General features: G+C 30.9%; 22 protein-coding genes. 2 read left to right on the forward strand and 20 right to left on the reverse strand.

Features of this window, described 5'->3' with window-relative positions; genetic code table 11:
* Positions 1 to 6: 6 nt before the first annotated feature.
* The 4 genes from cobA to F553_RS0108020 are packed head-to-tail and all read right to left on the reverse strand — an operon-like array spanning position 7 to position 4394.
* Positions 7 to 1518, reverse strand: a complete 1512-nt coding sequence (cobA, locus tag F553_RS0108005) for a uroporphyrinogen-III C-methyltransferase (RefSeq protein WP_018999702.1) — start codon at positions 1516 to 1518, stop codon at positions 7 to 9.
* Positions 1519 to 1556: 38 nt separating this feature from the next.
* Positions 1557 to 2510, reverse strand: a complete 954-nt coding sequence (gene hemC, locus F553_RS0108010; protein ID WP_026296979.1) for a hydroxymethylbilane synthase — start codon at positions 2508 to 2510, stop codon at positions 1557 to 1559.
* Positions 2510 to 3787, reverse strand: coding sequence for a glutamyl-tRNA reductase (gene hemA / locus F553_RS0108015; RefSeq protein WP_018999703.1), 1278 nt, complete (start codon positions 3785 to 3787; stop codon positions 2510 to 2512). Before hemA ends, hemC begins: the two co-directional genes overlap by 1 nt.
* Positions 3762 to 4394 (reverse strand): precorrin-2 dehydrogenase/sirohydrochlorin ferrochelatase family protein, encoded by a 633-nt coding sequence (locus F553_RS0108020; RefSeq protein WP_018999704.1) that lies wholly within the window; start codon positions 4392 to 4394, stop codon positions 3762 to 3764. The genes hemA and F553_RS0108020 overlap by 26 nt, the downstream gene beginning before the upstream one ends.
* 322 nt (positions 4395 to 4716) lie before the next feature.
* On the opposite strand from F553_RS0108020, the gene F553_RS0108025 reads away from it, so the two are divergent.
* On the forward strand, positions 4717 to 5091 hold the full coding sequence (locus tag F553_RS0108025) for a methylglyoxal synthase (RefSeq protein WP_008539837.1): 375 nt from the start codon (positions 4717 to 4719) through the stop codon (positions 5089 to 5091).
* Between the two features lie 59 nt (positions 5092 to 5150).
* Here F553_RS0108025 and F553_RS0108030 read toward each other — a convergent pair whose 3' ends face one another.
* The 13 genes from F553_RS0108030 to F553_RS0108095 form a co-directional block, all read right to left on the reverse strand.
* Positions 5151 to 5855 carry an SIMPL domain-containing protein gene (locus F553_RS0108030; protein WP_018999705.1) on the reverse strand — a complete coding sequence of 235 codons (705 nt, stop codon included), beginning with the start codon at positions 5853 to 5855 and terminating at the stop codon, positions 5151 to 5153.
* Between the two features lie 102 nt (positions 5856 to 5957).
* On the reverse strand, positions 5958 to 7064 hold the full coding sequence (ychF, locus tag F553_RS0108035) for a redox-regulated ATPase YchF (RefSeq protein ID WP_018999706.1): 1107 nt from the start codon (positions 7062 to 7064) through the stop codon (positions 5958 to 5960).
* Positions 7065 to 7118: 54 nt separating this feature from the next.
* Positions 7119 to 8996 carry an LTA synthase family protein gene (locus F553_RS0108040; RefSeq protein ID WP_244263952.1) on the reverse strand — a complete coding sequence of 626 codons (1878 nt, stop codon included), beginning with the start codon at positions 8994 to 8996 and terminating at the stop codon, positions 7119 to 7121.
* 322 nt (positions 8997 to 9318) lie between these two features.
* The gene (locus F553_RS0108045; protein WP_018999708.1) at positions 9319 to 9885 is read right to left on the reverse strand and encodes a DUF3221 domain-containing protein; all 567 of its coding nucleotides are present in this window, start codon (positions 9883 to 9885) and stop codon (positions 9319 to 9321) included.
* 177 nt (positions 9886 to 10062) lie between these two features.
* The gene (gloA2, locus tag F553_RS0108050) at positions 10063 to 10443 is read right to left on the reverse strand and encodes an SMU1112c/YaeR family gloxylase I-like metalloprotein (RefSeq protein WP_018999709.1); all 381 of its coding nucleotides are present in this window, start codon (positions 10441 to 10443) and stop codon (positions 10063 to 10065) included.
* Between the two features lie 11 nt (positions 10444 to 10454).
* Entirely contained in the window at positions 10455 to 11804 is a 1350-nt protein-coding gene (locus tag F553_RS0108055) for an amino acid permease (protein ID WP_018999710.1), read from the reverse strand.
* 186 nt (positions 11805 to 11990) lie between these two features.
* A complete protein-coding gene (locus F553_RS0108060) occupies positions 11991 to 13340 on the reverse strand; it encodes an amino acid permease (RefSeq protein WP_018999711.1) in 1350 nt (449 codons plus the stop codon).
* An 18-nt stretch (positions 13341 to 13358) separates the two neighbouring features.
* Positions 13359 to 14564 (reverse strand): dicarboxylate/amino acid:cation symporter, encoded by a 1206-nt coding sequence (locus F553_RS0108065; RefSeq protein ID WP_018999712.1) that lies wholly within the window; start codon positions 14562 to 14564, stop codon positions 13359 to 13361.
* 252 nt (positions 14565 to 14816) lie between these two features.
* A complete protein-coding gene (locus tag F553_RS0108070; protein ID WP_018999713.1) occupies positions 14817 to 15293 on the reverse strand; it encodes a nucleoside deaminase in 477 nt (158 codons plus the stop codon).
* 26 nt (positions 15294 to 15319) lie between these two features.
* Positions 15320 to 16066: a GntR family transcriptional regulator gene (locus F553_RS0108075; RefSeq protein ID WP_008539816.1), complete on the reverse strand. Its 747-nt coding sequence runs from the start codon at positions 16064 to 16066 to the stop codon at positions 15320 to 15322.
* A gap of 93 nt (positions 16067 to 16159) precedes the next feature.
* A complete protein-coding gene (locus F553_RS0108080) occupies positions 16160 to 17473 on the reverse strand; it encodes a nucleobase:cation symporter-2 family protein (RefSeq protein WP_008539815.1) in 1314 nt (437 codons plus the stop codon).
* Between the two features lie 439 nt (positions 17474 to 17912).
* Positions 17913 to 18224, reverse strand: coding sequence for a hypothetical protein (locus F553_RS11830; protein ID WP_018999715.1), 312 nt, complete (start codon positions 18222 to 18224; stop codon positions 17913 to 17915).
* 63 nt (positions 18225 to 18287) lie between these two features.
* Complete coding sequence (locus F553_RS0108095; RefSeq protein WP_018999716.1) at positions 18288 to 18566, reverse strand: hypothetical protein; 279 nt, start codon at positions 18564 to 18566, stop codon at positions 18288 to 18290.
* 175 nt (positions 18567 to 18741) lie between these two features.
* Here F553_RS0108095 and F553_RS0108100 point away from each other — a divergent pair, with 175 nt between their 5' ends.
* Entirely contained in the window at positions 18742 to 19260 is a 519-nt protein-coding gene (locus F553_RS0108100) for a helix-turn-helix domain-containing protein (protein ID WP_018999717.1), read from the forward strand.
* A 141-nt stretch (positions 19261 to 19401) separates the two neighbouring features.
* Here F553_RS0108100 and F553_RS0108105 read toward each other — a convergent pair whose 3' ends face one another.
* The 3 genes from F553_RS0108105 to F553_RS0108115 form a co-directional block, all read right to left on the reverse strand.
* Positions 19402 to 19893, reverse strand: coding sequence for a hypothetical protein (locus F553_RS0108105; protein WP_026296981.1), 492 nt, complete (start codon positions 19891 to 19893; stop codon positions 19402 to 19404).
* A gap of 20 nt (positions 19894 to 19913) precedes the next feature.
* Positions 19914 to 20330 (reverse strand): DUF3887 domain-containing protein, encoded by a 417-nt coding sequence (locus tag F553_RS0108110; protein WP_018999719.1) that lies wholly within the window; start codon positions 20328 to 20330, stop codon positions 19914 to 19916.
* Positions 20331 to 20423: 93 nt separating this feature from the next.
* Positions 20424 to 24053: YadA-like family protein (locus F553_RS0108115; protein WP_018999720.1), on the reverse strand; the 3630-nt coding region annotated here is incomplete at its 5' end.

Consider the following 24053-nt stretch of genomic DNA (forward strand, 5'->3'; position numbering starts at 1 on the left):
CAATAGTCACCATCCAAAATTTTTTATTTTTGCTACTAAACCATCTATAGTATATACATCGGCTTCTACATCAACTGTAAGCCCATGTTTTTTACAAGTATTGGCTGTGATAGGGCCAATGCTTGCTTTAGCCACATTATCTAATAAAGATTTATCTTCATCAATTAATTTTAAAAGATTTTCCACGGTAGAAGAACTTGTAAAAGTTACCATATCTACTTTATCTTCTTTTAATAAAGCTTTTATTTCTTCTTTATTTGTATCTGCCATTTTTGTAGTATATGTTTCTGCTACATCTACAACAGCACCTAATTGACGAAGTCCTATTGGTAAAGCTTCACGAGCTTTTTGTGCTCTAGGTATTAAGACTTTTGTGCCTTCTTTAATATCATCTTTTAAGACATTTAAAATACCTTCTGCCATAAACATTGTTGGTACTTTATCTGCAATGATACCATAATTTTTTAATTTATTTGCAGTAGCTGTACCGATAGCTGCAATTTTAGCATCTCTTAAGCTACGTACATCTAATCCTTTTTCATTTAAGCGAGCGAAAAATCTATCTACACCATTTGTACTAGTGAAAATAATCCATTCATATTCACCGATTTTAGCGATAGCTTTATCTAAACTTGCAAAATCATCATCAGGAGTTGTGATTTTTATAGCTGGAGCTTCTATACAATTTGCCCCTAAATCTTCTAATGCTGTTGTCAATTTAGAAGCTTGTTCACGCGCTCTTGTAACTAAGATATTTTTGCCAAATAACGGCTTATTATCAAACCATTGAATTGTCTGACGTAAATTTACTACATTACCAACTACAAAAACTGCTGGTGGTTTTAAATTATGTTTTTTTACATCTTCCACAGCATTACCTACTGTAGTTACTAATACTTCTTGTTCTGCTTTTGTACCCCAACGCACTAAAGCTGCTGGTGTATCTGCACTTCTTCCATATTTTATCAATTGACTTGTGATATGTGGTAAATTACCTACACCCATTAAAAATACTAAAGTATCTACAGCTGTAGCTAATTTTTCCCAATTTATATCGGATTTTCCTTTTGTTGGGTCTTCATGACCTGTGATTACAGCAAAAGATACTGCAACTTTGCGATTAGTTACAGGGATACCCGCATAAGCAGGTGCTGCAATAGCAGAGCTGATACCTGGTACGATTTCAAAAGCTACATTATTTTTCTTTAAAACTTCTGCTTCTTCACCGCCACGACCAAATACAAATGGGTCGCCACCTTTTAAGCGTACCACGCATTTTCCTTCTTTCGCTTTATCAGCGATAAGTTGGCTAATGTCTTCTTGACGCATTGCGTGATTGCCAGCTTTTTTACCTACATAGATATATTCTACATCATCTTTAGCAAAAGCCATCAAACGTTTATCTGCTAAATAATCACAAATAACTACATCTGCTTTTTCTAAACATTCTTTTCCCTTTAAAGTAATTAGGCGATAATCTCCAGGACCTGCACCTACTAAATAAACCATTCCATTCATTGATAAGAACCTCCAAAAGATATTATAATCCCAATTACTTATTGGGCATTTTCATCAGGGCAACATAAACCTAGACTTTGCATGATTTTTAATCCGCCATTTGCCAAAAGTTTTTCAGCTAAATCTTTTCCTAAAGTTTTGGCATTAGCTCTTGAACCTATGATTTTATCACGGATTATACATTTGCCATCAATAGAACCAATTACAGCTTCTACAGACAAATTATCATCATCTTCAACTTGAGCATAGACACCAACAGGCACTTGGCAACCGCCTTCCACACGAGCCAAAAAGCTACGTTCTGCTTTTGTCGCATCTGCTGTTTTATCATCATGCAAAAATTCAAGCATTTGTTTTATTTCTTCATCATCTTCTCTAGTTTCTATAGCCAAAGCACCTTGACCTACAGCTGGAAGACAAATTTCACGAGGAATAATCTGTGTTATTTTATCACCAAAGCCTAATCTTTTAAGCCCTGCTACTGCTAAAACAATAGCATCAAAATTTTCTTCTTCTAATTTACGAAGTCTTGTGTTTACATTTCCACGAAGACTATGAATATCTAAATCTGGTCGTGCTTTTAATAATTGAGCCTTGCGACGAAGACTAGAAGTTCCTACCTTAGCCCCTTGTGGTAAATTTTCTAAAGTTTTATATTTTGGACTAACTAGTGCATCTCCACAATCTAAACGCTTAGTTATAGTGGTCAAAGATAATCCTGTTGGTAATACAGTAGGCATATCTTTTAAACTATGTACTGCTAAATCTACACGTTTTTCTAACATTGCTACTTCAAGTTCTTTTGTAAATAATCCTTTGCCACCGATTTTAGCAAGTGGCACATCAAGAATTTTATCGCCTTTAGTAACAATATGCATCAATTCAACTTCCAAACCTTCATATTGTTTACGTAGGCGATCTGCCACATATTCTGCCTGCCATAATGCTAATTTACTGCTACGTGTACCAATAACAATCTTTTTACGCACTATTATTCCCTCTCTTTTAATACATCTATTTTAAATAACTTAGTTACAGCATTCACATAATAATCTTCTTGTTGTGTTCCTGCAAAACTGTTTAACTTAATCATTGGCTCACGCAATAATTTACGAACAATCATATGTGACATATGTTCAATTTCTCTAACTTGACTTTCAGTTAAATCGCCAAGTTTTGTCATTGCTCGTTTCACTTCGCGACGACGAATGCGCTCCGCTTTTGTTGATAAACGAGCCATTACTGGCTGACAAGATAAATATTGAAAACGCTCTAAAATTGAATTTACTTCTTCATCAATAATTTTTTGAGCTTGATATGCTTCATATTCACGTTCTTTGATATTATCTTCAACTACAGCTTCTAAATCATCAATATTATATAATTCTACGCCTTTTATCTCTGCTACATCTGGGTCAACATCACGAGGCACTGCTATATCAATGATGACAAGCGGTCTACCTTTACGTTTAGACATGAATAATTGTGTTTCCCAAGGTTTTACTACATAATGAGGTGCTCCTGTGGAAGTTACTACAATATCTACATCATTTGCTTTGCGCAAAGCATCACGGAAACCTACTGCTTCACCGCCAAATTGACTAGCTAACTCCTGTGCTTTATCAAAATGTCTATTAGCTACATAAATTTTCTTAGCACCCTTGCCCATTAAATTACGAGCAGTGAGTTCCGCCATTTGACCTGCACCATAAATAAGCGTATTGCTATGTTCTAGACTGCCGAAAATCTTTAAAGCTAATTGTACAGCGGCATAACTAACAGATACTGCATTATAAGCAATTCTAGTTTCTGTACGTACTCTTTTTCCAGTCGTAATCGCACGGTGAAATAAAGTATTTAAAATTGTACTTGTCGCTTGAGCTTCTCTTGCCATTGAATAAGCTTTTTTCACTTGGCTCAATATCTGACCTTCACCAATAACAAGTGAATCCAAACTAGAAGCTACTGCAAATAAATGACGTATACAATCTTTATCTACATGATAATAAAAATACTCATCTTTTGCATCATCACTTCCTGCAAGCGTGAAGAAAAACTCTTTTACATCTTGCATATTTTCATTTGCATCATCTACAACAGCATAGATTTCTGTGCGATTGCAAGTAGATAAAATTACAACTTCACTAATTCCATTATAATTATCTAAATGATGTAATCCTTTATTAATATTGTCAACAGAAATGGCAAATCTTTCACGTACTTCTACAGATACAGTTTTATGATTAAGCCCTAAAACCACTAATTGCATCTCTTATGCTCGCCTCCGCTTCATCATATTTTTTAGCCCTTACAAGTTCCATCACATCATCACTTAACGCACTACGCCAAAAGATTTCACGGTCATCACTTGTTGGCAATTTTTCAATAGCTTCTTTTCTTAATTGCACTAATTTATCTAACCAATTTGCATATGTTTCGTCAAATTCTCGTTCCATTTTACAACGCAAATATCTAGATAATGCTGGTGATTTTCCATTAGTTGAAAAAGTTACTAATAAATCACCTCTTCTAATTTTTGCAGGCAAAGCAAAATCACAAAATTCTAATCTATCAACTACATTTAATATCACTTTTTTTTGATTTGCTTCTTTTCGAACTTGTGCATTTATTTCTTCATTGCCTATAGCACAAATAGCCAAAATAAAATCAGTTAAATCTCCTTGTTCATAGCATTTTTTTTGCCAAATTATAGATTTTGTTTCCACTAATTTAGCCAAACCTTCCACTATTTGAGGAGAGATAACTGTAACTTTTGCCTTTGCCTCTAATAAACCTTTTACTTTTCTCAGTGCTACATGTCCGCCACCTAAGACTACACAAGGCTTATTATCCAAAATTAAATTAATAGGATACACACCCACACCTCTTCAAAATATGAATATAATTCATTTTTTATAATTATACCGCAATAAATATGCTCTATCAACACTTTAAAGTAATATTATATAACAAGCTATTAAATTTATTAATACCTTATCTTGCAATTATTTTACCTGAATTTTTCTTTACCAAAAAAGTCAAATAGTTTATACTTATAATATCCTTTAGATGTTTATGTCGATACAAAGAAGATTAATATATGGAAATCCTTTTATGTTTTATTATTTCTCCTATATTCCTTTTCTTTGTTCCATAACAAATGAAAAGGAATTATATTATTAAGTAGGTGTTAAATTTATGAAAACTATCGCATTAATTGCCCATGACCAGAAAAAAGAAGAAATGCTTGAATTTGTTGGCAATCATCTTGATGTCTTAAAACAATTTCATCTTGTAGCAACTCGCACAACTGGTACATTAATCAACGAAAAATATAATTTAAATGTTGAAACTATGATGTCTGGTCCTTTAGGTGGCGACCAACAAATCGGTGCTATGGTAGCAACTGAAAAAGTAGATTATGTAATTTTCATGCGCGACCCATTAAACGCTCAGCCTCATGAACCTGATATCAACGCACTTCTTCGCATTTGCGACGTTCACAATATTCCACTTGCTACAAATCGCAGAAGTGGTCATATTTTAATCAAATATGCTGGTGAAAAATTATAATATTACGCATAAAAAAAGACTTTAGCTCTAAATAGAACTAAAGTCTTTTTTTCATCTAATTAATTCATTTCAAATACAACTGATACATTTGCTCTAACACTGATATCACCACTTTGAATAGGTGAAGTTGCTCCTGTTGCATCAGCTGCTCTCATATACATAGCATTATTGAAATTTTTAGCTTCAATATATGTGCTTCCAGTATTTACACTGACTACATTTACTATAGATTTTCCTAAGCTATTAGCAACAACTTGTGCTTTACGTTTAGCATCTGCGATAGCTTGCTGTAATACTTTATCTTTATAAACTTGGCTGTCTTTTAAACCAAATTCTATAGAATTTACATTGCTAGCACCTGCATTAATTGCTGTATCAATCACAGTTCCTACCATATCGATATTATCTATAGTAACAGTAATTTCATTTGATACATTGTAGCCAATGATTTCTCTACTATTATCTTTAGTGTTATATACAGGATATAAATTATAATTTGTTGTCTGCATTTTATCTTTAGTTATAGCTAATCCCAATATAGCACTTTGAATATTTTGCATGATTTGAGCATTTTGTGCTGAAGCTAATTTAGCATCTTTTGCAGTATTTTCAATGCTAATACTTATAGTCGCTTTATCTGGAGCAACTTTTATCGTAGAACTTCCATCTACAGAAATTGTTCTTAAATCCTGTGCTTGTACTAGACTACAAGAAAATAAAATACATAGAGCCATCACTAAGCCGACCAAACTAAATTTACGCATAAATAACACTCCTTTTGCTTTAAATTAATTAAATTATTAAAATTTTACTAAAATTTTCCAGATAAAATATAGGGAAGAATTTTCCCTATATTTATTTATGCATTAAACATTGAAACGGAAATGTGTAACATCGCCATCTTGCATGATATAATCTTTACCTTCTACACGCACTTGACCTTTTTCACGAGCTGCTGCTACACTTCCAGATGCTACTAAATCATCATAAGATACGATTTCTGCACGAATGAAGCCACGTTCTATATCAGAGTGAATTTTACCTGCAGCCTGTGGAGCTTTTGTACCCACTTTAATAGTCCATGCACGACATTCATCTTCACCAGCTGTCAAGAAAGTCATAAGACCTAATAATTTAAAAGCTGCTTTGATTAATTTATTAAGACCAGATTCATCAAGTCCTAAATCAGATAAAAATTCATTTGCTTCTTCTTCATCAAGTTCTGCAATTTCAGACTCTACTTTAGCAGAAATTACTACCACGCCTGCATTTTCTTTTTGAGCGTATTCTTTTACTTTTGCTACATATTCATTATCATTTTCAGCAGTAGCTGCTTCATCTTCACTTACATTTGCTACATATAATGTAGGTTTTAAAGTCAATAAGTTCAAATCTTTGATGAGTTCTAATTCATCTTCACTGAGTTCTGCCTGACGTGCTGGAATAGCTTCTTCTACTACTTTTTTTACTTTTTCCAAAACAGCTTCTTCAGCACGAGCTTCTTTATTACCGCTTTTAGCTGTACGAGAAACTCTATCTAAACGTTTTTCTACAGAATCAAGGTCTGCTAAACAAAGTTCAGTGTTGATGATTTCAATATCACGAATTGGGTCTACACTACCTTCAACATGAGTGATATCACCACTAGCAAAACAACGTACAACATGAGCGACTGCATCTACTTGGCGAATATGGGATAAGAATTTATTTCCTAAACCTTCACCACGAGAAGCACCTTTTACTAAACCTGCAATATCAACAAAGCTTACGCTTGCAGGAGTAGTTTTTTTAGAATTGTACATTTCATGAAGAACTTTTAATCTTTCATCAGGAACATCTACAACACCTACATTTGGTTCAATTGTGCAAAATGGATAGTTTGCTGCTTCTGCACCTGCTTTTGTAATAGCATTAAATAAAGTAGATTTACCCACATTTGGCAATCCTACAATACCAACTTCTAAATTACTCAAAATTATTCACCCTATCTTTTTTATTTTTCTATATAATTATACCTTATTCTTATTTTACTGCAACAAGGCTTCATCTATAATTGTACCATATTTGCCAAGCCACCAAGAAATAGCTCTTACACCATTGATATAATTTTCTAAAACAGTTCTATCTGGCAAGACTTCACGATTAAAATATTGTGGTTTTTCTACTAAATCATCAGTATTACCGATAGCATCAGCAGTTATCCAAAAAGCATAACTTTGACCTAATTTATTTTCACTCAAAGATTTTCCTACGCTATAATAAGTAAAACCTTCTGGAGCTATTAAATCTATCACTGTTGGCATAATATCTATTTGACTTCCTGCCATATCTTCTGGCAATAAATCTTTTTGTATGCCTTTTCCTGTGATGATAAGTGGCACGCTATAGCGTTCATACATTGTAGGTACTTTATCGATATTATATCTATCAGCATGGTCGCCCACAAAAATAAATAAACTATCTGGATATTTTGCTTTGACTTTATTGATGAAATCACTTGCCATCTTATCTGCATACCAAAAATGACCAAGCTCTTTAATTAATTCTTGATTATTTTTTTCTTTATCAGGCAAACCTTCAATCACTTTACTAGCATCAAAACCTTCTTTTTCCAAGTCAATATTAAATGGTGAATGATTTGATGTATTTAAAATCACCGAGAAAGTCATTTTATTATCATCAATCTGTTTAAAAATAGCATCATATAAATATTCATCATCAGCACCCCATACGCTACCTGTAGCATTAGGGTCAATATTGCCTCTACTATAAAAATTATCAAATCCTTGTGCTAATGTAAATTCTTGAATATTTTCCCATGTAGCAGGGCCAGCATACCAAAAACTTGTTTCATAGCCTAAATTTTTCATCTGTGGTGCTGTTGCTGTAATATAAGGATTTGCCAATGCTTCTGGCATAGTTGTCAAATATAAATTAGAATTTGCCATACCTGTAACCATAGTCATCAAAGCACCTACTGTACTTGAACCACTTGGCAACATATGTGAAGTATAAATCGTATCATCTTCCGCGATTATTTTTTTCATATTATCAGCAATATGCAAATTGCTATATTTATCTAATAATGGCCAGTTCGCATAACTTTCTGATACAATCACAAAAATATGTTTTGGTTTTTCTATCTTAGCCCCTGTTGCTTCTTTGGCTAGATATATACTTAAATCATTTCCGCCATCTTTATTCGTTAAAGATTTTGCTAAATCTCTCACATTTTGCGCTGAAAAACTAAGTCCATTGCAAGCTTCCATACGCATTTGATTTGCATATGCTCGATAAATAGCTTGGTAATCATCTAAAATAGACTCATTTAAAAATGTATCATTTGTAATCCCTGCATTTTCCCAATTCACACCAGATTTCCAGCTCCAACCACCGCCATATAAAGATAATGTGCCTAAAACATATATGCACATGAGCAAGGAAACAGTTTTTATTTTCTCTGGTAATATTTGCCATCTTTTAACTTTAAAACTATAAGCTAAAAATTTATTAAAAGCATAATTCAAGATAGCAACTAAAACAATTACTAATAACAATTTCAATGGCAACTGAAATTCTTCCACCAAAGAAATAAATAATGCATATAAATCTTCATGCATTGCTGTAAATAACATTTGATTGAAACCGCTATGGAATTGTTGATAAAAAGGAAATCTAGCTACAAATAATAATGTAGTTATAAACAAAATCACAAATGAACAAATATAGCGAAAATATTTTAATCTATGCCATATAGTTTCAGCGATAAAACCAATAAGCATACATAATGTAAGTCCGCCTGCTGTTTGCAAACTTAATTTTGCCCCACTATAAATTGCTGTAAGAATTAAATTATGTCCACTATCTGCACTGAGATATTCACTCATACCCCAAATAAAAATCAAACGATAGACACATAATAATAACCAAAAAAAGATAAAGGTTTTTATTATTTTTGTTAAATTTTTATTTAAACCTAACAAAATTTTATTTAGCAATATAATCCTTCTTTCTCGCTTTACCAAAATCACTAAAATTTACAAGAAACTTACTATACTGCTTTATTATACAAAAAAATTTTTCACTTATAAATACACTATTAACTAAAACCTTACAAAATTTATAAAATAAGCAAAAAGACTTCCTATAGCCATTTATTCATTAAATAAACCATAGGAAGCCCTAATTTATAAAAATGATAAAATCTGAGCTATCTTTTTACAATAATTAGTCTAAGATAACTGCTTTTGTAGCTGTAGCTTGTCCAGGCATGCTCATTGCTACAAAATCATACCATACTAAAACTTTATCACCTTGTTTTAATTCTTTAGCATCATCTTCTACATTTTCAGGAATTGTAACGAACATATCTTCATTAGTATTTAAAAATTTAACGCCATTTTTTACTTTATCCACTTTGCTAACATGCATATAGATACCATCATGTTGACCATCACCCATTACAAGTGCATATGCTCTGCTTTGTGGTGGAAGGCTACGAGTGGAAATAGAGCTATAATATGCTGTTAATTCATCACCTACATGTAAACGATTGAGGTCTACATCTTCACCATTTTTACCATTTAAAATTTCAGTATCCCAACGCACGATTAAAGCCACTGTATTATCAGAATTTTTATCTTTTATAGTAATCATGTCATCATTAATAGATACAATCTGACCATACATACTTACCACATTATCTACTGCTTTGTTTGCAGCAGCAGCAAATGCAGCTGTAGAAGCAAAAGCTAAACATAACACCATCATCAATAAAATTCTAAGTTTCTTCATTGTAAATTCAACCTCCATTGAATATATTCATTAATCTTATATTATCATCTTTAATGAACATATTCAATAAGAAATCTATTAGAGATAAATTAAAAGATTATTAAAATAAAAAAGAGATTTATTACCTTTGCTCTATATAAACAAATTCATAAATCTCTTTCTTATTATATTTATATTCTATTCATGTAATTCCAATGGTAGTCCATCAGGGTCTTTGAAAAATGTCATTTTTTTCTTTGTAAAATCGTCCCATCTAATTGGTTCACATTCAATGCCCAATTTTTCTAATTCTGCTACAGTCTTTTCTATACATTCCACTTTAAAAGCTAAATGTCTAAGTCCACAAGCTTCCGGATTATTTACACGTTTTGGTGCATCTGCTTTACCAAAAATTTCCAATTCACAACTACCTAATTTTAAATCTAGCTTATAATCATTTCTATCTTCTCTATGATGTTCCCTAATTACTTCAAACCCCAATAAATCTACATAAAAATGACGAGATTTCGCATAATCAGATACGATAATTGCCACATGATGAATTACATCTAAATTCATGATTTACACCTTTAATCTTTCTTTTTAAATAAATATGTCATATAAATAAATATTACCCAAATAGGTAAAACTATTATAGAAATCAACATATCTGGTATTTGTGTCATAATCACTACTACTGCGATTAAGAACAAGATACAGAAATAATTTGTATACGGATAAAATAAAGATTTAAATTTAAGTTCATCTAAACGATTTTCACGAGTAAATTTCAATCTAAATTTCATATGTGTAATAGTGATGATAAACCAGCTGATGATTAAGCCAGCTACTACAATAGATAATAAATACATAAATAATTCTTTAGGGAAATAATATGTCATGATTACAAGAATTATACCGATAACTGCTGATACTAAAATCCCTACCATTGGAATACCAGTGCGAGATAAAGAAGCGAAAATTTTTGGTGCATTTCCTTCTTTTGCTAAACCATAAAGCATACGAGATGTACCATATAAAATACCATTATATGCAGACAATGCTGCTACTAATACAACAAAGTTTAAAATATTAGCTGCTGCTGGAATACCGATATTAGAGAAAATCTGTACAAATGGACTGCCTTGAAGACCAACTTGATCCCATGGAGAAAGACTCATCAATACTACCATAGTACCAATATAGAAAATTAAAATACGAATTAAAATTTGATTTATAGCTTTTGGTAAAGTTTTTTCAGGATTTTCAGCTTCTCCTGCTGTTATCCCAATTAAATCTACACCACCAAAAGAGAACATAACTACTGCTAAAGAAGCCGCAAAGCCCCAAGCACCGTTAGGAAAAAATCCACCATTAACCCATAAATTACTGAAATTTTGAGGGAATGGACCCATTGTTGTAAAAATTAAATACAAACCGAAGACAATCATACAGCAAATAGCTGTTATTTTAATAAATGATGCCCAATATTCTGATTCACCATAAAAACTTACATTGATTAAATTAACAGTTATGATTACTAAAATACAAATTAAAATAGTGAGCCATTGTGGAAAATCAGGTAACCAGAAATTGACATATGTAGCTGTCGCGGATAATTCAGCCATACCTGCTATCATATATAAAAACCAATAATTCCAACCTGCTAAATAACCAGCAAATCTATGCCAATATTTATCAGCAAAATAACTGAAAGAACCGGATACTGGTTCTCTAACAGACATTTCACCCAACATTCTCATGACAAAGAAAATAAAAATCCCTGCTAATAAATAAGATAAAATAATACCAGGCCCTACTAATTTGATTGTTGGTGCAGAACCGTAAAATAAACCTGTACCAACAGAAGCCCCTAAAGCAATCATTTGCATATGACGACTTTTTAAGCCCCTCTTCATTTTGTGTTCATTATTATCCATATCTATCCACCTTTTTTTATAAAATCTAAAAACATAAATAATATATTATCATTTACCTTATCAACTTTACAATAAACAAAAAAAAATCCCTATAAATACTAAAATAATATGTATAAAAATTACAGACAAAAAGCACCAACTATCAAAAATCAATAGTCAATGCTTTTCATCTTAATTCATACTTTATTATACTTTTGCTCTCAATTTATACGTTATATAAATAAATGCTACCCAAACTACTAATGCCCCTAAAGATATTCTCATGTCTTCCATAAAGAACATAATCACTACAATAGCAGCTAAGAAAATAAAACAAAAATAATTAATATAAGGGAATAAAAAAGCTTTAAAATGAAGTTCATCTAAACGATTTTCCTGTATGAATTTCATTCTAAATTTCATATGAGTTATAGCTATAGTTGCCCAAGTAATAACAAGTGCTGCAACTACAGTTGATAATAAATACATGAAAACTTTTTCCGGTAAAATATAAGTCAAAATTACAAGCAATAAAGAAATTGCTGTAGATACCAAAATACCTACCATTGGTATGCCACGACGAGATAAAGAAGCAAAAATCTTAGGTGCATTTCCATTTTGCGCTAAATTGTGCAAAATACGAGATGTACTATACAAACTACTATTATATACAGAAAGTGCTGCTACAATTACCACGAAGTTTAAAATATTAGCTGCTGCTGGAATACCGATATTAGAGAAAATCTGTACAAATGGGCTGGCATTTAAACCAACTTCATCCCATGGAGCAAGTGTCATCAATACTACCATAGTACCAATATAGAAAATTAAGATACGAAGCAATACTTCATTTATAGCTCTAGGTAAAGTTTTTTCTGGATTTTCAGCTTCTCCTGCTGCAATACCAATTAATTCTACACCGCCAAAAGAAAACATAACTACAGCTAAAGACTGTGCAAATCCCCAAGAACCATTAGGGAAAAAACCTCCATTACTCCATAAATTACTGAAATTATCAGGAAATGGTCCCATTGTTGTAAATATCAAATAAAAACCAAATACAATCATACAGCAGATAGCTAAAATTTTAATAAATGATGCCCAAAATTCTGCTTCACCAAAAGTTTTTACATTGATTAAATTCACAGTTGTTACCACTACAATACAGACTAAAACTGTTATCCAATGAGGTACATCAGGAAGCCAATAATTTACATAAATAGCGATTGCAGATAATTCCGCAAAGCAAACTAATAAATATAAAAACCAATAATTCCAACCTGCTAAATAACCTGCAAAAGAACCTAAATATTTATTCGCAAAATAAACAAATGAACCAGATACAGGCTCTCTTACAGACATTTCCCCTACCATTCTCATGATACAGAAAATGAAAACACCAGCTAAAGCATAAGATAGAATAATCCCTGGACCTACTAATTTAATTGTTGGTGCAGAACCATAAAACAGCCCCGTACCAATAGAAGTACCAAGTGCAATCATTTGCATATGGCGATTTTTCAGCCCTCGCTTCATTTTATTATTTTCATCACTCATAATAATCCACCTTTAAAATTATTCTTTATACATATGTTCAATACGTGCTACAGCCAATGTACTTACTACATCGCCTGTTACATTGAGTGCAGTATGAATCATATCTATTAAACGGAAGATACCAACTATCATACCCATAATTTCAATAGGAAGCCCCATTGTTGTAAGTAACATTATAGTCAACACAATACCACTATTAGGAATACCTGGAGTACCTATGGAAATCAATGTAGTCATAAAGATAAACATCACTTGTTGCATTAAAGAAAGTTCTACACCATATACTTGAGCTACAAATAATACAGTAACAGCATAATATACAGCAATCCCATTCATATTGACAGTTGCACCAATAGGCAAAGTAAATGATGCTAATTCATCTTTTACTTTAAATTTTTCTTCAGTAACACGTAAGCTAACAGGTAAAGTACCAGAACTACTTGTTGTACTAAATGCTACTAACCAAACCTCTGTAATTTTAGTAAAGAAATCTTTCAATGAAATCTTAGCAATGTATTTAATAATAAATACATACATAAATAACACTACAGAAAAAGCACCTATGTAATGAGTTAAAATAAATTTACCTAAAATATTAAAAATAGATAAACCATATTCACCAACACTACAAGCAACTAAAGCAGTTACCCCAAATGGAGTTACTTGCATTACCATATCGGTGATTTTAAACATAATAACATTGGCTTCATCAATAACTTTTTTAACATTTTTTACTTTATCGCCCAAAATAGTTATCGCAATACCAATAAATACCCCAAATACGATGATTTGCATTAAATTACCTGTAGCTAAAGCTGTTATCGGATTATCAGGAACCATGCTCAAAATAGTCTGGCTAACAGTCATTGGCTCAGCAGGTTTTATCACTTCGCCTGTATCTACAATTTGACTTACAGCAAAATCAGCACCTGGCTTCATTATATGTGCCACAATAAGACCAATAATTGCAGAAAGCACTGTAGTTACAATATAAAACCCTACTACCTTTGTTCCTATGCGTTTTAATTTTCCAATATCACCTATACTAGATATTCTACTAATAATAGATAAAAATACAACAGGAACAACAATCATTTTAATGAGTTTTAAAAATAAATCTCCAATAGGTTGTAACCATAAAATATCTTTTTGAAAAATAAGACCTAAGATAATCCCTATCCCAAAACCTAGAAAAACTTTAGCGCTCATACTAAGATTTTTCAAATTATCACCCCCTTAATTTATAAAATAATACGCTTTCCATTATATCATAAAATCCATAAAAAATTTACATATTTACATTATTTTTAAGAAAAAAGATAAAAATTTTATACATTTTATCCATAATAAACCTTATTATTTACAAAATGCTCTATGATTAATGGCTAAAAATAAAAAGCTTGATAAAATCTTATCTATATTTTCTAAGATTTCATCAAGCTTTCCTATGTTACTTATTTTATTATTTATCTTAAATTATTTATTCCAATAATCTTTATGAACTTCTACTACTTCGTTTTCCACTTCTGGGAATGGACCTTCTACTTTTATATCTTTTTGACCTCTAGCGAATACTTCTCTACATGGTAAATCAAAAGTAGGATTTTGTTCATCATCACCAGTTAATTCTAAAAGGCGTTTTTCACTAATACCATAAACTACTTTACCTACATTGCCCCAATATATAGCACCTGCACACATTGCACAAGGTTCAGCAGTAGAATAAAGAGTGCAATTCCATAAGAAATCTTTACTATATTTTTTAGAAGCTTTTATCATTAAGCTAGTTTCAGCATGACCACTACAATTAGATTCTGTGATTTCAATATTTTCTTGTTCTAATAAAATATTGCCTTCATCGTCTACTAAGATAGCACCAAATGGAGTATTTCCATGTTCACGAGATTTTTTTGATACTTCAATTGCTTTTCTTAAATAAAATAAATGATCCATAATTTTACCTCACAAATTACTTATAATTAATATTTCTTTTGTCTAATTAATTGATAATGAATAAATTTTGTATCTACATATTCATTAGCATAAAAGACAGGTTCATCATTATTATCAAAATTGATAATATCGCAATTTAAAAAGCTTGTTATTTGTTCACATTTAAAATAATCAGTCAAAGAAGATAATTCTTGATTTGTTATTGTAGATAATTCTACTTTGTCCCAAATAATTGTACGTTTTAAAAATTCGCTAAAATATTTATATATAGACATATCTAAGCAGTTTTGCAAAAAATTCTCTTTAACTATTTTTACAGGAATTCTATCAACACAATAAATAGCTGGCATCTCATTAGCATAAAACATTCGCTCAACAATAAAAACTTCTTCATTATTATCTAACTGTAATTTCTTAGCTTCATCATCTGTAGCTAAACGCTTATTAGTAGATAACACTTCTGTTTTTACCTCATAACCACTATTAGCAATTACATCACGTAAATCTCCAATAGGATTAAATACTACATTCATGCCCAAAGCTTGTTGATTAACGAATGTTCCTTTTCCCTGTTTACGAAAAATAATACCTTCACTAGCAAGCTCATTTAATGCACTTCTTACAGTAATTCTACTAACACCTAATTCTTGAGCCAATAATTCTTCTCTAGGGAGCTTGTTTGATATAGATAAATCCATTGATTGTATATACTGTAAAATAGATTGTTTTGTCAATTGACTCAATGCTTGTTCTTTTACTTTACAAAATTTCATTTACAATTCCTCTACTAATTAACTAATTTTGTTTTAATTATATGACTGAAAAAATCAAGCTGTCAATTTATCTCTACCAGATATATCCATATTTTATTTTGTTTTAAAAATTTCACTATAATTAAATAAAGTATTCAAAATAATGGCTGTAACAGTGCCTGTAAAAATACCATTTTCTAGAAGCATTTTCAAAATTTCTGGCATTTCATTAAAAAGCCCTGGTGTAACAGTTGTTCCTAAACCAATACCAATACTACAAGCTACAATAATAATATTCTCATTCTTTTTAAAATCTACACTAGATAAGATTTTAATACCATTTGCACCAATTGTACCAAATAGACATATCATAGCTCCTCCTAATACTGGATGAGGAATTAATGTAGTGAGCATCGCAAATTTAGGTACAAGACCTAAGATAACTAAAATAATTGCTGCAGCTACTAATACAAATCTATTTCTTACGCCTGTAACAGTCATAAGTCCTGCATTTTCAGAAAAAGTAACATATGGGAAAGAATTGAATAATCCGCCTAAAAATTGAGCACAACCTTCAGCTCGAATACCATTTGCTATATCTTTTGGCGTTATTTTCACTTCACAAATATCAGCAATCATGTAAAAAATCCCCACAGATTCAGCTACACTAATAACTAAAAAGATAGACATTACAACTACACTGTTGAATGTGAATTCTGGAGCACCAAAATGCAATGGATGAATAAGCTTAAACCAATCTGCATCATTTAGATGAGATAAATCTACCATACCAAAAAAACTAGCAAATATTGTACCTAAAATTAAGCCTACTAAAATAGCTATAGATTTTGCAAAACCTTTGCAAAAACGATTTATCAACAAAATAATTATCAATACAAAAATAGCAACTAAATAATTTATTGGGTCACCAAAATTTTCTGCTCCAATTCCACCTGCCATATCTTGTAAAGCCAAAGGAACTAGTGAAAAACCAATGATAGTTACTAAAGACCCTATTACTATTGGTGGAAAGAATTTAATAATCTTATTAATAAAAAATGAACACGCAAAAACTAATACACTAGATAATAAAATTGCACCATATAAAACTGTCATTCCACCAGTTTTACCGATAGAAATCATAGGACCTAAAGTTATTACTGCACATCCCAATACTACTGGTAATTTAATTCCAATAAATCGACCAATACCAAAGGATTGTAAAAAAGTAGCAATACCACAAGTAAATAAATCTGCCGAAATCAAAAAAGCTAAATCTAAATTAGATAATTGCAAAGCATTAGCTAAAATTATTGGCACAATTACTGCCGCTGAATACATTACTAATACATGTTGAAACCCTAATATTGTTAATTTACTTACAGGAATTTTTTCATTAATATAGTCTTTTTTCCCAATTTGTTCCATAATCAACCCTCTTTCTTAAAAGGTAATACCTATTACCTTTATTATTATACATAAAAAATAAAAAAAAGCAAATAAAAAAAGGAAATTAAATTAAAAAATTTAATTTCCTCTTTTACTTTCTTCTTTACAATATTTAATTTTTATTTATCATCTTTTTAGGATGTTTCCAATATAACTTTTCACAACGAGGTGAACAAAAAATAGTTCGCCTATCATGCTTATTCACAACTGTTACTAATTCATGACATTTTTTACATCTAAATTGTCTTAGTATAACTCCTGTATTTTCTTCATCATTTATATCTTCTACAATCCTATTTTTGCTATAGTATGTTTCTTTATGATGTTTTTTTCGACAATAATAGGTACAATACACTTGATCTTTTCTTCTAGCTTCGAAAGATTGATGACAAACTGGGCATATCTTATTTAAATGCATTTATTTCTCCATCATTTTTCGAAAACGATTTTTATCTTCTAAAGTTTTTAATGCATTTGTATAAATCTTAAAAATTATTTCATCATCAATCATTTGTAATTGCATACTAGAATCTAAATCATCATATACTTTACTTTGTGAATCTATTAAATATCTTTGTAGTATATAGCAATATTTTCCCTTTTTAGTTCTATCTATGGTAATACCACTAATATCACTATCATTTATTATTATATTAGCATTATTATTTCCAATAATGGAAAAAATATACTTTATTACTGCTAATATATGGGCTTTTTTATTACTTGCCATAAAAATATCCTCCCTCTGGCTTAGTAATTATTGCTCCAAAAAACAAAAATAACTATTATTCATTTATATCCACCATTTAGACGGCTTTGATTTCTGTATAATATCATCATGATATGTAGCTTCATTATCATGTTCTTCTGTAAATAGATATTTTATATCCATTTCATTATTAAAAATCTCACTATTTATTTTTATTACTTCTTGGAATGTAAATTCCCCAACATGTTTTAGTTTATTTTCGATAATTTCTTCTGAACAATTTAGCAAATTAGCTAATATATGTGCTATTTCTTCTGTTTTATAGCCTTTTTTTACAATCTCATTAACTAAATTATTATACATAACATCACCACCTTTCCAAATATGGAAATATTTTAGTTTTATTTTACTTCCATTTATGGAAAAAGTCAAATAACTCAAAGGAAAATATTAAAATTTTTAGAAATCTATCAACTTTACACTAAAATTTATAAATGATATACTATTTCAATAATCCGAAATGGAGGAATAATATATTATGGAATCCTTTAAACCTATATTGGAAAAAATAAAAAAAATAAAACAAGAAAAAGGTTATACTAATGAAGTTTTAGCTCAAAAATCAGGTATTCCCCTCAGTACTTTGAATAAGATTTTATCTTCTGTTATCAAAGATCCCAAAATTGGTACTCTTATAGCTATCACAGATGCTTTAGATGTTGATATAAATTCATTGATTTATGATAATCTAAATATAAAAGATAAACCCAATCCAAAAACAACTGATAACTTAGAAAAACTAGCCAATGAATATAATCTAAATATAGATGATATGGCTTTTATTACAAAATATATCAATCTACCAGCTAAAGATCGTCAACATTTTCTTTCTTTATTAAGATTGTTGACTTCAGAAAATATTGACAATTCTCCCGTTTTAAGAAAACCAGATCACAAATTAACTATAGAAGAAAAACGTAAAATTGTTGAATATGAATTAGATTTAGAAGAAAAAAAACAAACATTATTAGCTTCCATTTCTTCAAATGGTTCATAAAAATCCATTAAAAAAAGGCAGTTTATGATTAATTTCATAAACTGCCTTTTTAATACTAAAATGTTTTATTTAAACAAATTATCTAACATAAATAAAAAAATCATTGATGAATAAAATCTATTAACTATATATTTTATATACTTATCGTCTCATCATATTTTGAAAACGTTTCTTATCTGATAAACTTTTCAAAGCACTTGTATAAATTTTGCTTACTACCTTATCATCAATCATTTGCATTTGCATATTAGAACCTAAATCACCACATACTTTACCCTGTGAGTCTATCAAATATCTCTGTGGCATACAATAATATTTCCCATCATTAGTAAACATATATAATGTCAATGAAGATACTGTATCTTTTAAATCCTCATCTTTTCTAAGCTCTGTTAGGAAATTACTTTCTTTATAATGTTCTTCTGCAGATACTATTAAGTAATATTGTCCATCTTTTTTTACTACTTCTACAGTATCGGTATCAATATATACTGTTCCTAAATCTGAATTTCCTACCATTTTAAAAGCTTGAGCTTGTACATGTTTAATAGGTCTAATAAATATGATTCCTATGATGATAATACACAATATAAAAATATTTACTATTCCCATATTATCTCTTATTATATCCATATTTTTTACCTAATATAAAATCATTTGGAAGCTTGTTGTATTGGAGTAAATACATAATTTACTAATTTTTGATTTTTATCAAATACAAAAATTATTGCAGCTACTGGTTGTTTATCAAAAGTAGCTAAATAAGTAACTCTATCTTCTTGTTCAAATTTCTCAAATGCACGGAAATTTACATCTTTTACATTACCAAATTTTTCTTTAACTTCAGCTGGTAATTTCTTATATGTTCTTTCACTTACACTTTTTTTCAAGTTATCAGAAAAATCTTTGCTAACTACAGCATATTCTGGTGCTTGTTCTTTAGTGAATACACCCATAAAAGTTTCTGCTATCTTTTGTTCTTTATTTAAATCACTTCCATCAGAAGCAAAGCATAATCCACTAAATGCCGTCATCATGATTAAAGTTAAAGTAAATATTATTTTTTTCATTTTATTTCATACCTCTTTTTTATTAGATAAGCGACAGAAAATCTGTCGCTTATCTATATTTTTATTCAATTGTCACCTAAATACTTTTGCTAATTAAGCATTTTTCTGAGAAGCTTGTTGTCTTTCTGCAAGTAATTTTGCATGTCTTTGAGCTTGTGCTTTTACTTTTTCTTGCTGAGCTAATTTTTTCATTTCTTCAGCTTGTTCAAGATGTCTTGCTTCTTCATCTTTTGCTCTTTCAGCAGCGGATTTACGACCGAGTTTCCATGTAGCACCAATACCACCCATTAATTCATCGCCAGAGCTAGAAAGACTTGCACTAAGCATGAAGTCTTGGTTTGGATAATGGAATACACCAATAGCTATACCAGTTTCGCTCTTATATTGACCTACGCCAATAGCGATTTCTGTTGGAGCTTCTGGGTCAAATCCCATAGTACGAAGGTTTGCGATAGCTGCTGCCATAGCGCCTACTTTATCAATACGTTCTTCAACATTACCTAAGCGTTTTTCAACACTATCGATACGATTACTTAAAACCATATCATTAGCGTAGCTGGTATTTGCTACATCTTGGATAGCATGATCAAGAGCTACATCGGCTTCTACCATAGATTCAGAATCAGTAATGTATTCAGTAGTTGCATTACCATCTTCATCAGCAGCTTTATATTTATCTGCAAGCTCTTCTTTAGTTGTTACACCAACTACATCAGTGCTTGCAATGCCGTCTACTGTTACAGAAGATGTTTTTCCACTGTATTTATCTTGGCTTGTAATTGTTAAAGTACCAGTTTCTTTATCAAATGTAGTACCTTCTTGAACTACACCACTATCTGTAAGTTGACCCTTTAATGTAACATTTGTAGTAGTACCATCTTCATTTTCTGTCTTTAAAGAAATTGTACCATCTTCATTAATGTTACCACCCTTTACATCTGTTTCTACATTATCTATATTATTAATCTTATCATTTAGATCATTAAATGTATTATCAATCTTATTATCTAAGTTCGTAATATCATTCTTATTAGCTATATTATCAATAGTTACGGTAGATCGATTTTCTCCTTTTTCATCAGCAACTATTAATTCTACTTTACCTTGATCGTTTACATGATAAGTACCTTCTTGAAGATGTCTATCACTATCAGATATAGCTCCACCATCTTTAACAGCGTTATTAATAGCATCATTGAGATAATCCACGTTTACTGCTTCACTGCCATCAGTACCAGAAGCATATGCCACATTAGTAATACTTGTACCTTTACTATCTACCGGATTTTTTTCATTATAACTATACTCATCGCCTCTTAATTTAATAGTATTATAATTTACATTACCATTATTATCGAAAGTATTATAAACAGAGACTACATTATATAAATCATCTAATTGAGCTTCTGTTGCTGCTCTACTTGTAGTTGTAGTAGTTGTTGTTGTTTCATCATTTGCTGCAAAAGTAGCCATTTTTGCTTGTGGTGTTTGTTCTGGTGCCTTAGGTTTCCATTCTGTATTTTCTAAACCAGTAATCGTAGCTATATTATTAGTAACTTCATTGCCATTTTTATCATATGTTGTTTTAGTTTCAGCATTAATTCTAATACCATTATCAGTGAAGTCTTCACCTTTAATAGTAGCACCAATAAGCACTGCACCGTCATCACGAAGAGCTAATGGGATATCACGAGTTGCATTAATTTTATTACCATCTTCATCTACAGTTACAAATGGATTATCCTTTTCTGCTTCATTAAGATAACGAGAGAATACAGTATAAGATTTTCTATTTTCTTCATTATAATAAGAAGACATTTGTGCTACAGCATCGCCAACATCATTTAAGCTATATCGTGTATCATTACCATATATATCCTTAGTATATGTTACAAAATCTTTACCATGTGCTGTACCTTTTGTTGTTACACCAAATATACCATGACCTTGAGTATCTGTTGTAAATAAAGCAAAACCACCATTATTTTTAACAAAATCCGCACCAGTTCCAGATTTATATGACTCAGGAACATATCCTGTTACATTTGTTGTATTACCATCTGTTCCAACTACTGTTGTTTCAGATGTAGGATCTGTATAAAGCGTAATACTAGTAGATGTTTTATCACCTAAAGTAATATCATCATTTAATGTCACTTGATAATTAGCAGCTTCGCCATTTTCAGCAATATTTGTTACAGTCAAATTGCTATCTTTTGGTGTAGATACAATAGTATGTTTACCAGCTTCAGTTGCTACTTCACTTACAGCTTGTTGTAACTGACCTTGAGTTGCAGCTGTTCCTTGAAGTTCTTCACTGTTTGCTACTTGTTTTGCGAGTTCATCATCCCAAGTAGTATTAGTTAAACCATTGATAGTTCCTGAACCATTATTATTAATTACAACGCCACCAGCAGAAATAGTTTGTCCATTAATAACAGTTGTACCATTTCCATAAGCAGAGAATACTACACCATCTTTATTAACTGTCATAGTTGTATTATTACCCATAACAGTACCATCATTAACTGCTATTGTTGTTCCATTACCATCCATTTTAATAGATGAACCACTGTTATTTTCTGCATTTATGTTTCCTGTTTCAGCATCTACATCAAATGAACTATTTTTTCCACTTATTTCTAAATCGCCATCTGGTCTAACACTAAATGTACCTGTTGCATTACCAGTAGAAAGACCACCATCTTTATAGAATTTTAATTTGCCATCACCTACTGCTAAATATGGACCATCAACATTTGTTATATCAATGCCACCAATGCTTATAGAACCATTTCCTTTGTCTTCTACAGCAAATATAGATTCTTCTTTAGATGTATTGCCAGATTTTATATCAACAATTGTATTATTTCCTTCTTCTGGATCTCCATTGATATAAACTCTATCATTTAGATTAATATTGTCATTTAATGATACTTCAACTTCACCACTATCTTCATTTGCACTTACAGTTATATTTTTACCACTAGCAAAATTCAATGTTGGACGAGTTTCTGGATTTACATTAATCTTATTACCAGCATCATCTGTTGCAGTCCATCCAGCAGTTACTTTATCAGATACCATTTGTAACTGACCTTCTGTTGCAGCTCTATCAATAACCACTTTATCAGTATCCCAAGTAGTATTAGAAAGACCAGTAATAGTAGAAGATTTCTTGCCAATATCGTCAAAAGTAGTACTAATATCAACTCCGCCAATAACAGCTCTTGCCTCTTTACTATCCAAAATAATATTAGAACCTACTTGAATAGTTCCATTTTCTCCATCTAATTCAATGTTACTAGAACCTGGTTTATTGTTTCCACCTAAATATACATTATCATTAAGATTTACTTGATAATCAACATGTCCATCAGGAGTATTATCATTAGATGTTACAGTAGTATTTACACCATCAGATAATGTTGTTTTAGAAGCTGCTGCTGCTTGTTTTAATTGTTCTTCTGTTGCTGCTCTTCCTACTGTTGCAAACGTTTCATCATCCAATGTCGTATTTGTAAGTCCTGTAATAGTTCCTTTATATACGCCATTATCTTCTCCGTTTATTACAACTCCACCTGCTTGGATTGTTTGTCCATTAATAACAGTAGTTCCGTTTCCGTATTTTTCAAACTTAACGCCATCTGGATTTACTGTTACTGTTGTATCTATGCCGTATGTTTCAGTATTATCTGCTTTAATGGATACACTACCATTTTG

The organism is Megamonas rupellensis DSM 19944, assembly GCF_000378365.1.
In the GTDB taxonomy this organism is placed as follows: Bacteria; Bacillota; Negativicutes; order Selenomonadales; family Selenomonadaceae; genus Megamonas; species Megamonas funiformis.

Bases quoted from the DNA above. Each gene is read 5' to 3' on its own strand.
- cobA (WP_018999702.1), bottom strand. From the start codon at position 1,518: ATGAATGGAATGGTTTATTTAGTAGGTGCAGGTCCTGGAGATTATCGC.
- F553_RS0108060 (WP_018999711.1), bottom strand. From the start codon at position 13,340: ATGAGTGATGAAAATAATAAAATGAAGCGAGGGCTGAAAAATCGCCAT.
- F553_RS0108030 (WP_018999705.1), bottom strand. From the start codon at position 5,855: ATGCGTAAATTTAGTTTGGTCGGCTTAGTGATGGCTCTATGTATTTTA.
- F553_RS0108075 (WP_008539816.1), bottom strand. From the start codon at position 16,066: ATGAAATTTTGTAAAGTAAAAGAACAAGCATTGAGTCAATTGACAAAA.
- F553_RS0108070 (WP_018999713.1), bottom strand. From the start codon at position 15,293: ATGGATCATTTATTTTATTTAAGAAAAGCAATTGAAGTATCAAAAAAA.
- F553_RS11830 (WP_018999715.1), bottom strand. From the start codon at position 18,224: ATGGCAAGTAATAAAAAAGCCCATATATTAGCAGTAATAAAGTATATT.
- F553_RS0108080 (WP_008539815.1), bottom strand. From the start codon at position 17,473: ATGGAACAAATTGGGAAAAAAGACTATATTAATGAAAAAATTCCTGTA.
- F553_RS0108105 (WP_026296981.1), bottom strand. From the start codon at position 19,893: ATGGATATAATAAGAGATAATATGGGAATAGTAAATATTTTTATATTG.
- F553_RS0108045 (WP_018999708.1), bottom strand. From the start codon at position 9,885: ATGAAGAAACTTAGAATTTTATTGATGATGGTGTTATGTTTAGCTTTT.
- F553_RS0108025 (WP_008539837.1), top strand. From the start codon at position 4,717: ATGAAAACTATCGCATTAATTGCCCATGACCAGAAAAAAGAAGAAATG.
- F553_RS0108110 (WP_018999719.1), bottom strand. From the start codon at position 20,330: ATGAAAAAAATAATATTTACTTTAACTTTAATCATGATGACGGCATTT.
- gloA2 (WP_018999709.1), bottom strand. From the start codon at position 10,443: ATGAATTTAGATGTAATTCATCATGTGGCAATTATCGTATCTGATTAT.
- hemA (WP_018999703.1), bottom strand. From the start codon at position 3,787: ATGCAATTAGTGGTTTTAGGGCTTAATCATAAAACTGTATCTGTAGAA.
- F553_RS0108100 (WP_018999717.1), top strand. From the start codon at position 18,742: ATGGAATCCTTTAAACCTATATTGGAAAAAATAAAAAAAATAAAACAA.
- F553_RS0108055 (WP_018999710.1), bottom strand. From the start codon at position 11,804: ATGGATAATAATGAACACAAAATGAAGAGGGGCTTAAAAAGTCGTCAT.
- F553_RS0108095 (WP_018999716.1), bottom strand. From the start codon at position 18,566: ATGTATAATAATTTAGTTAATGAGATTGTAAAAAAAGGCTATAAAACA.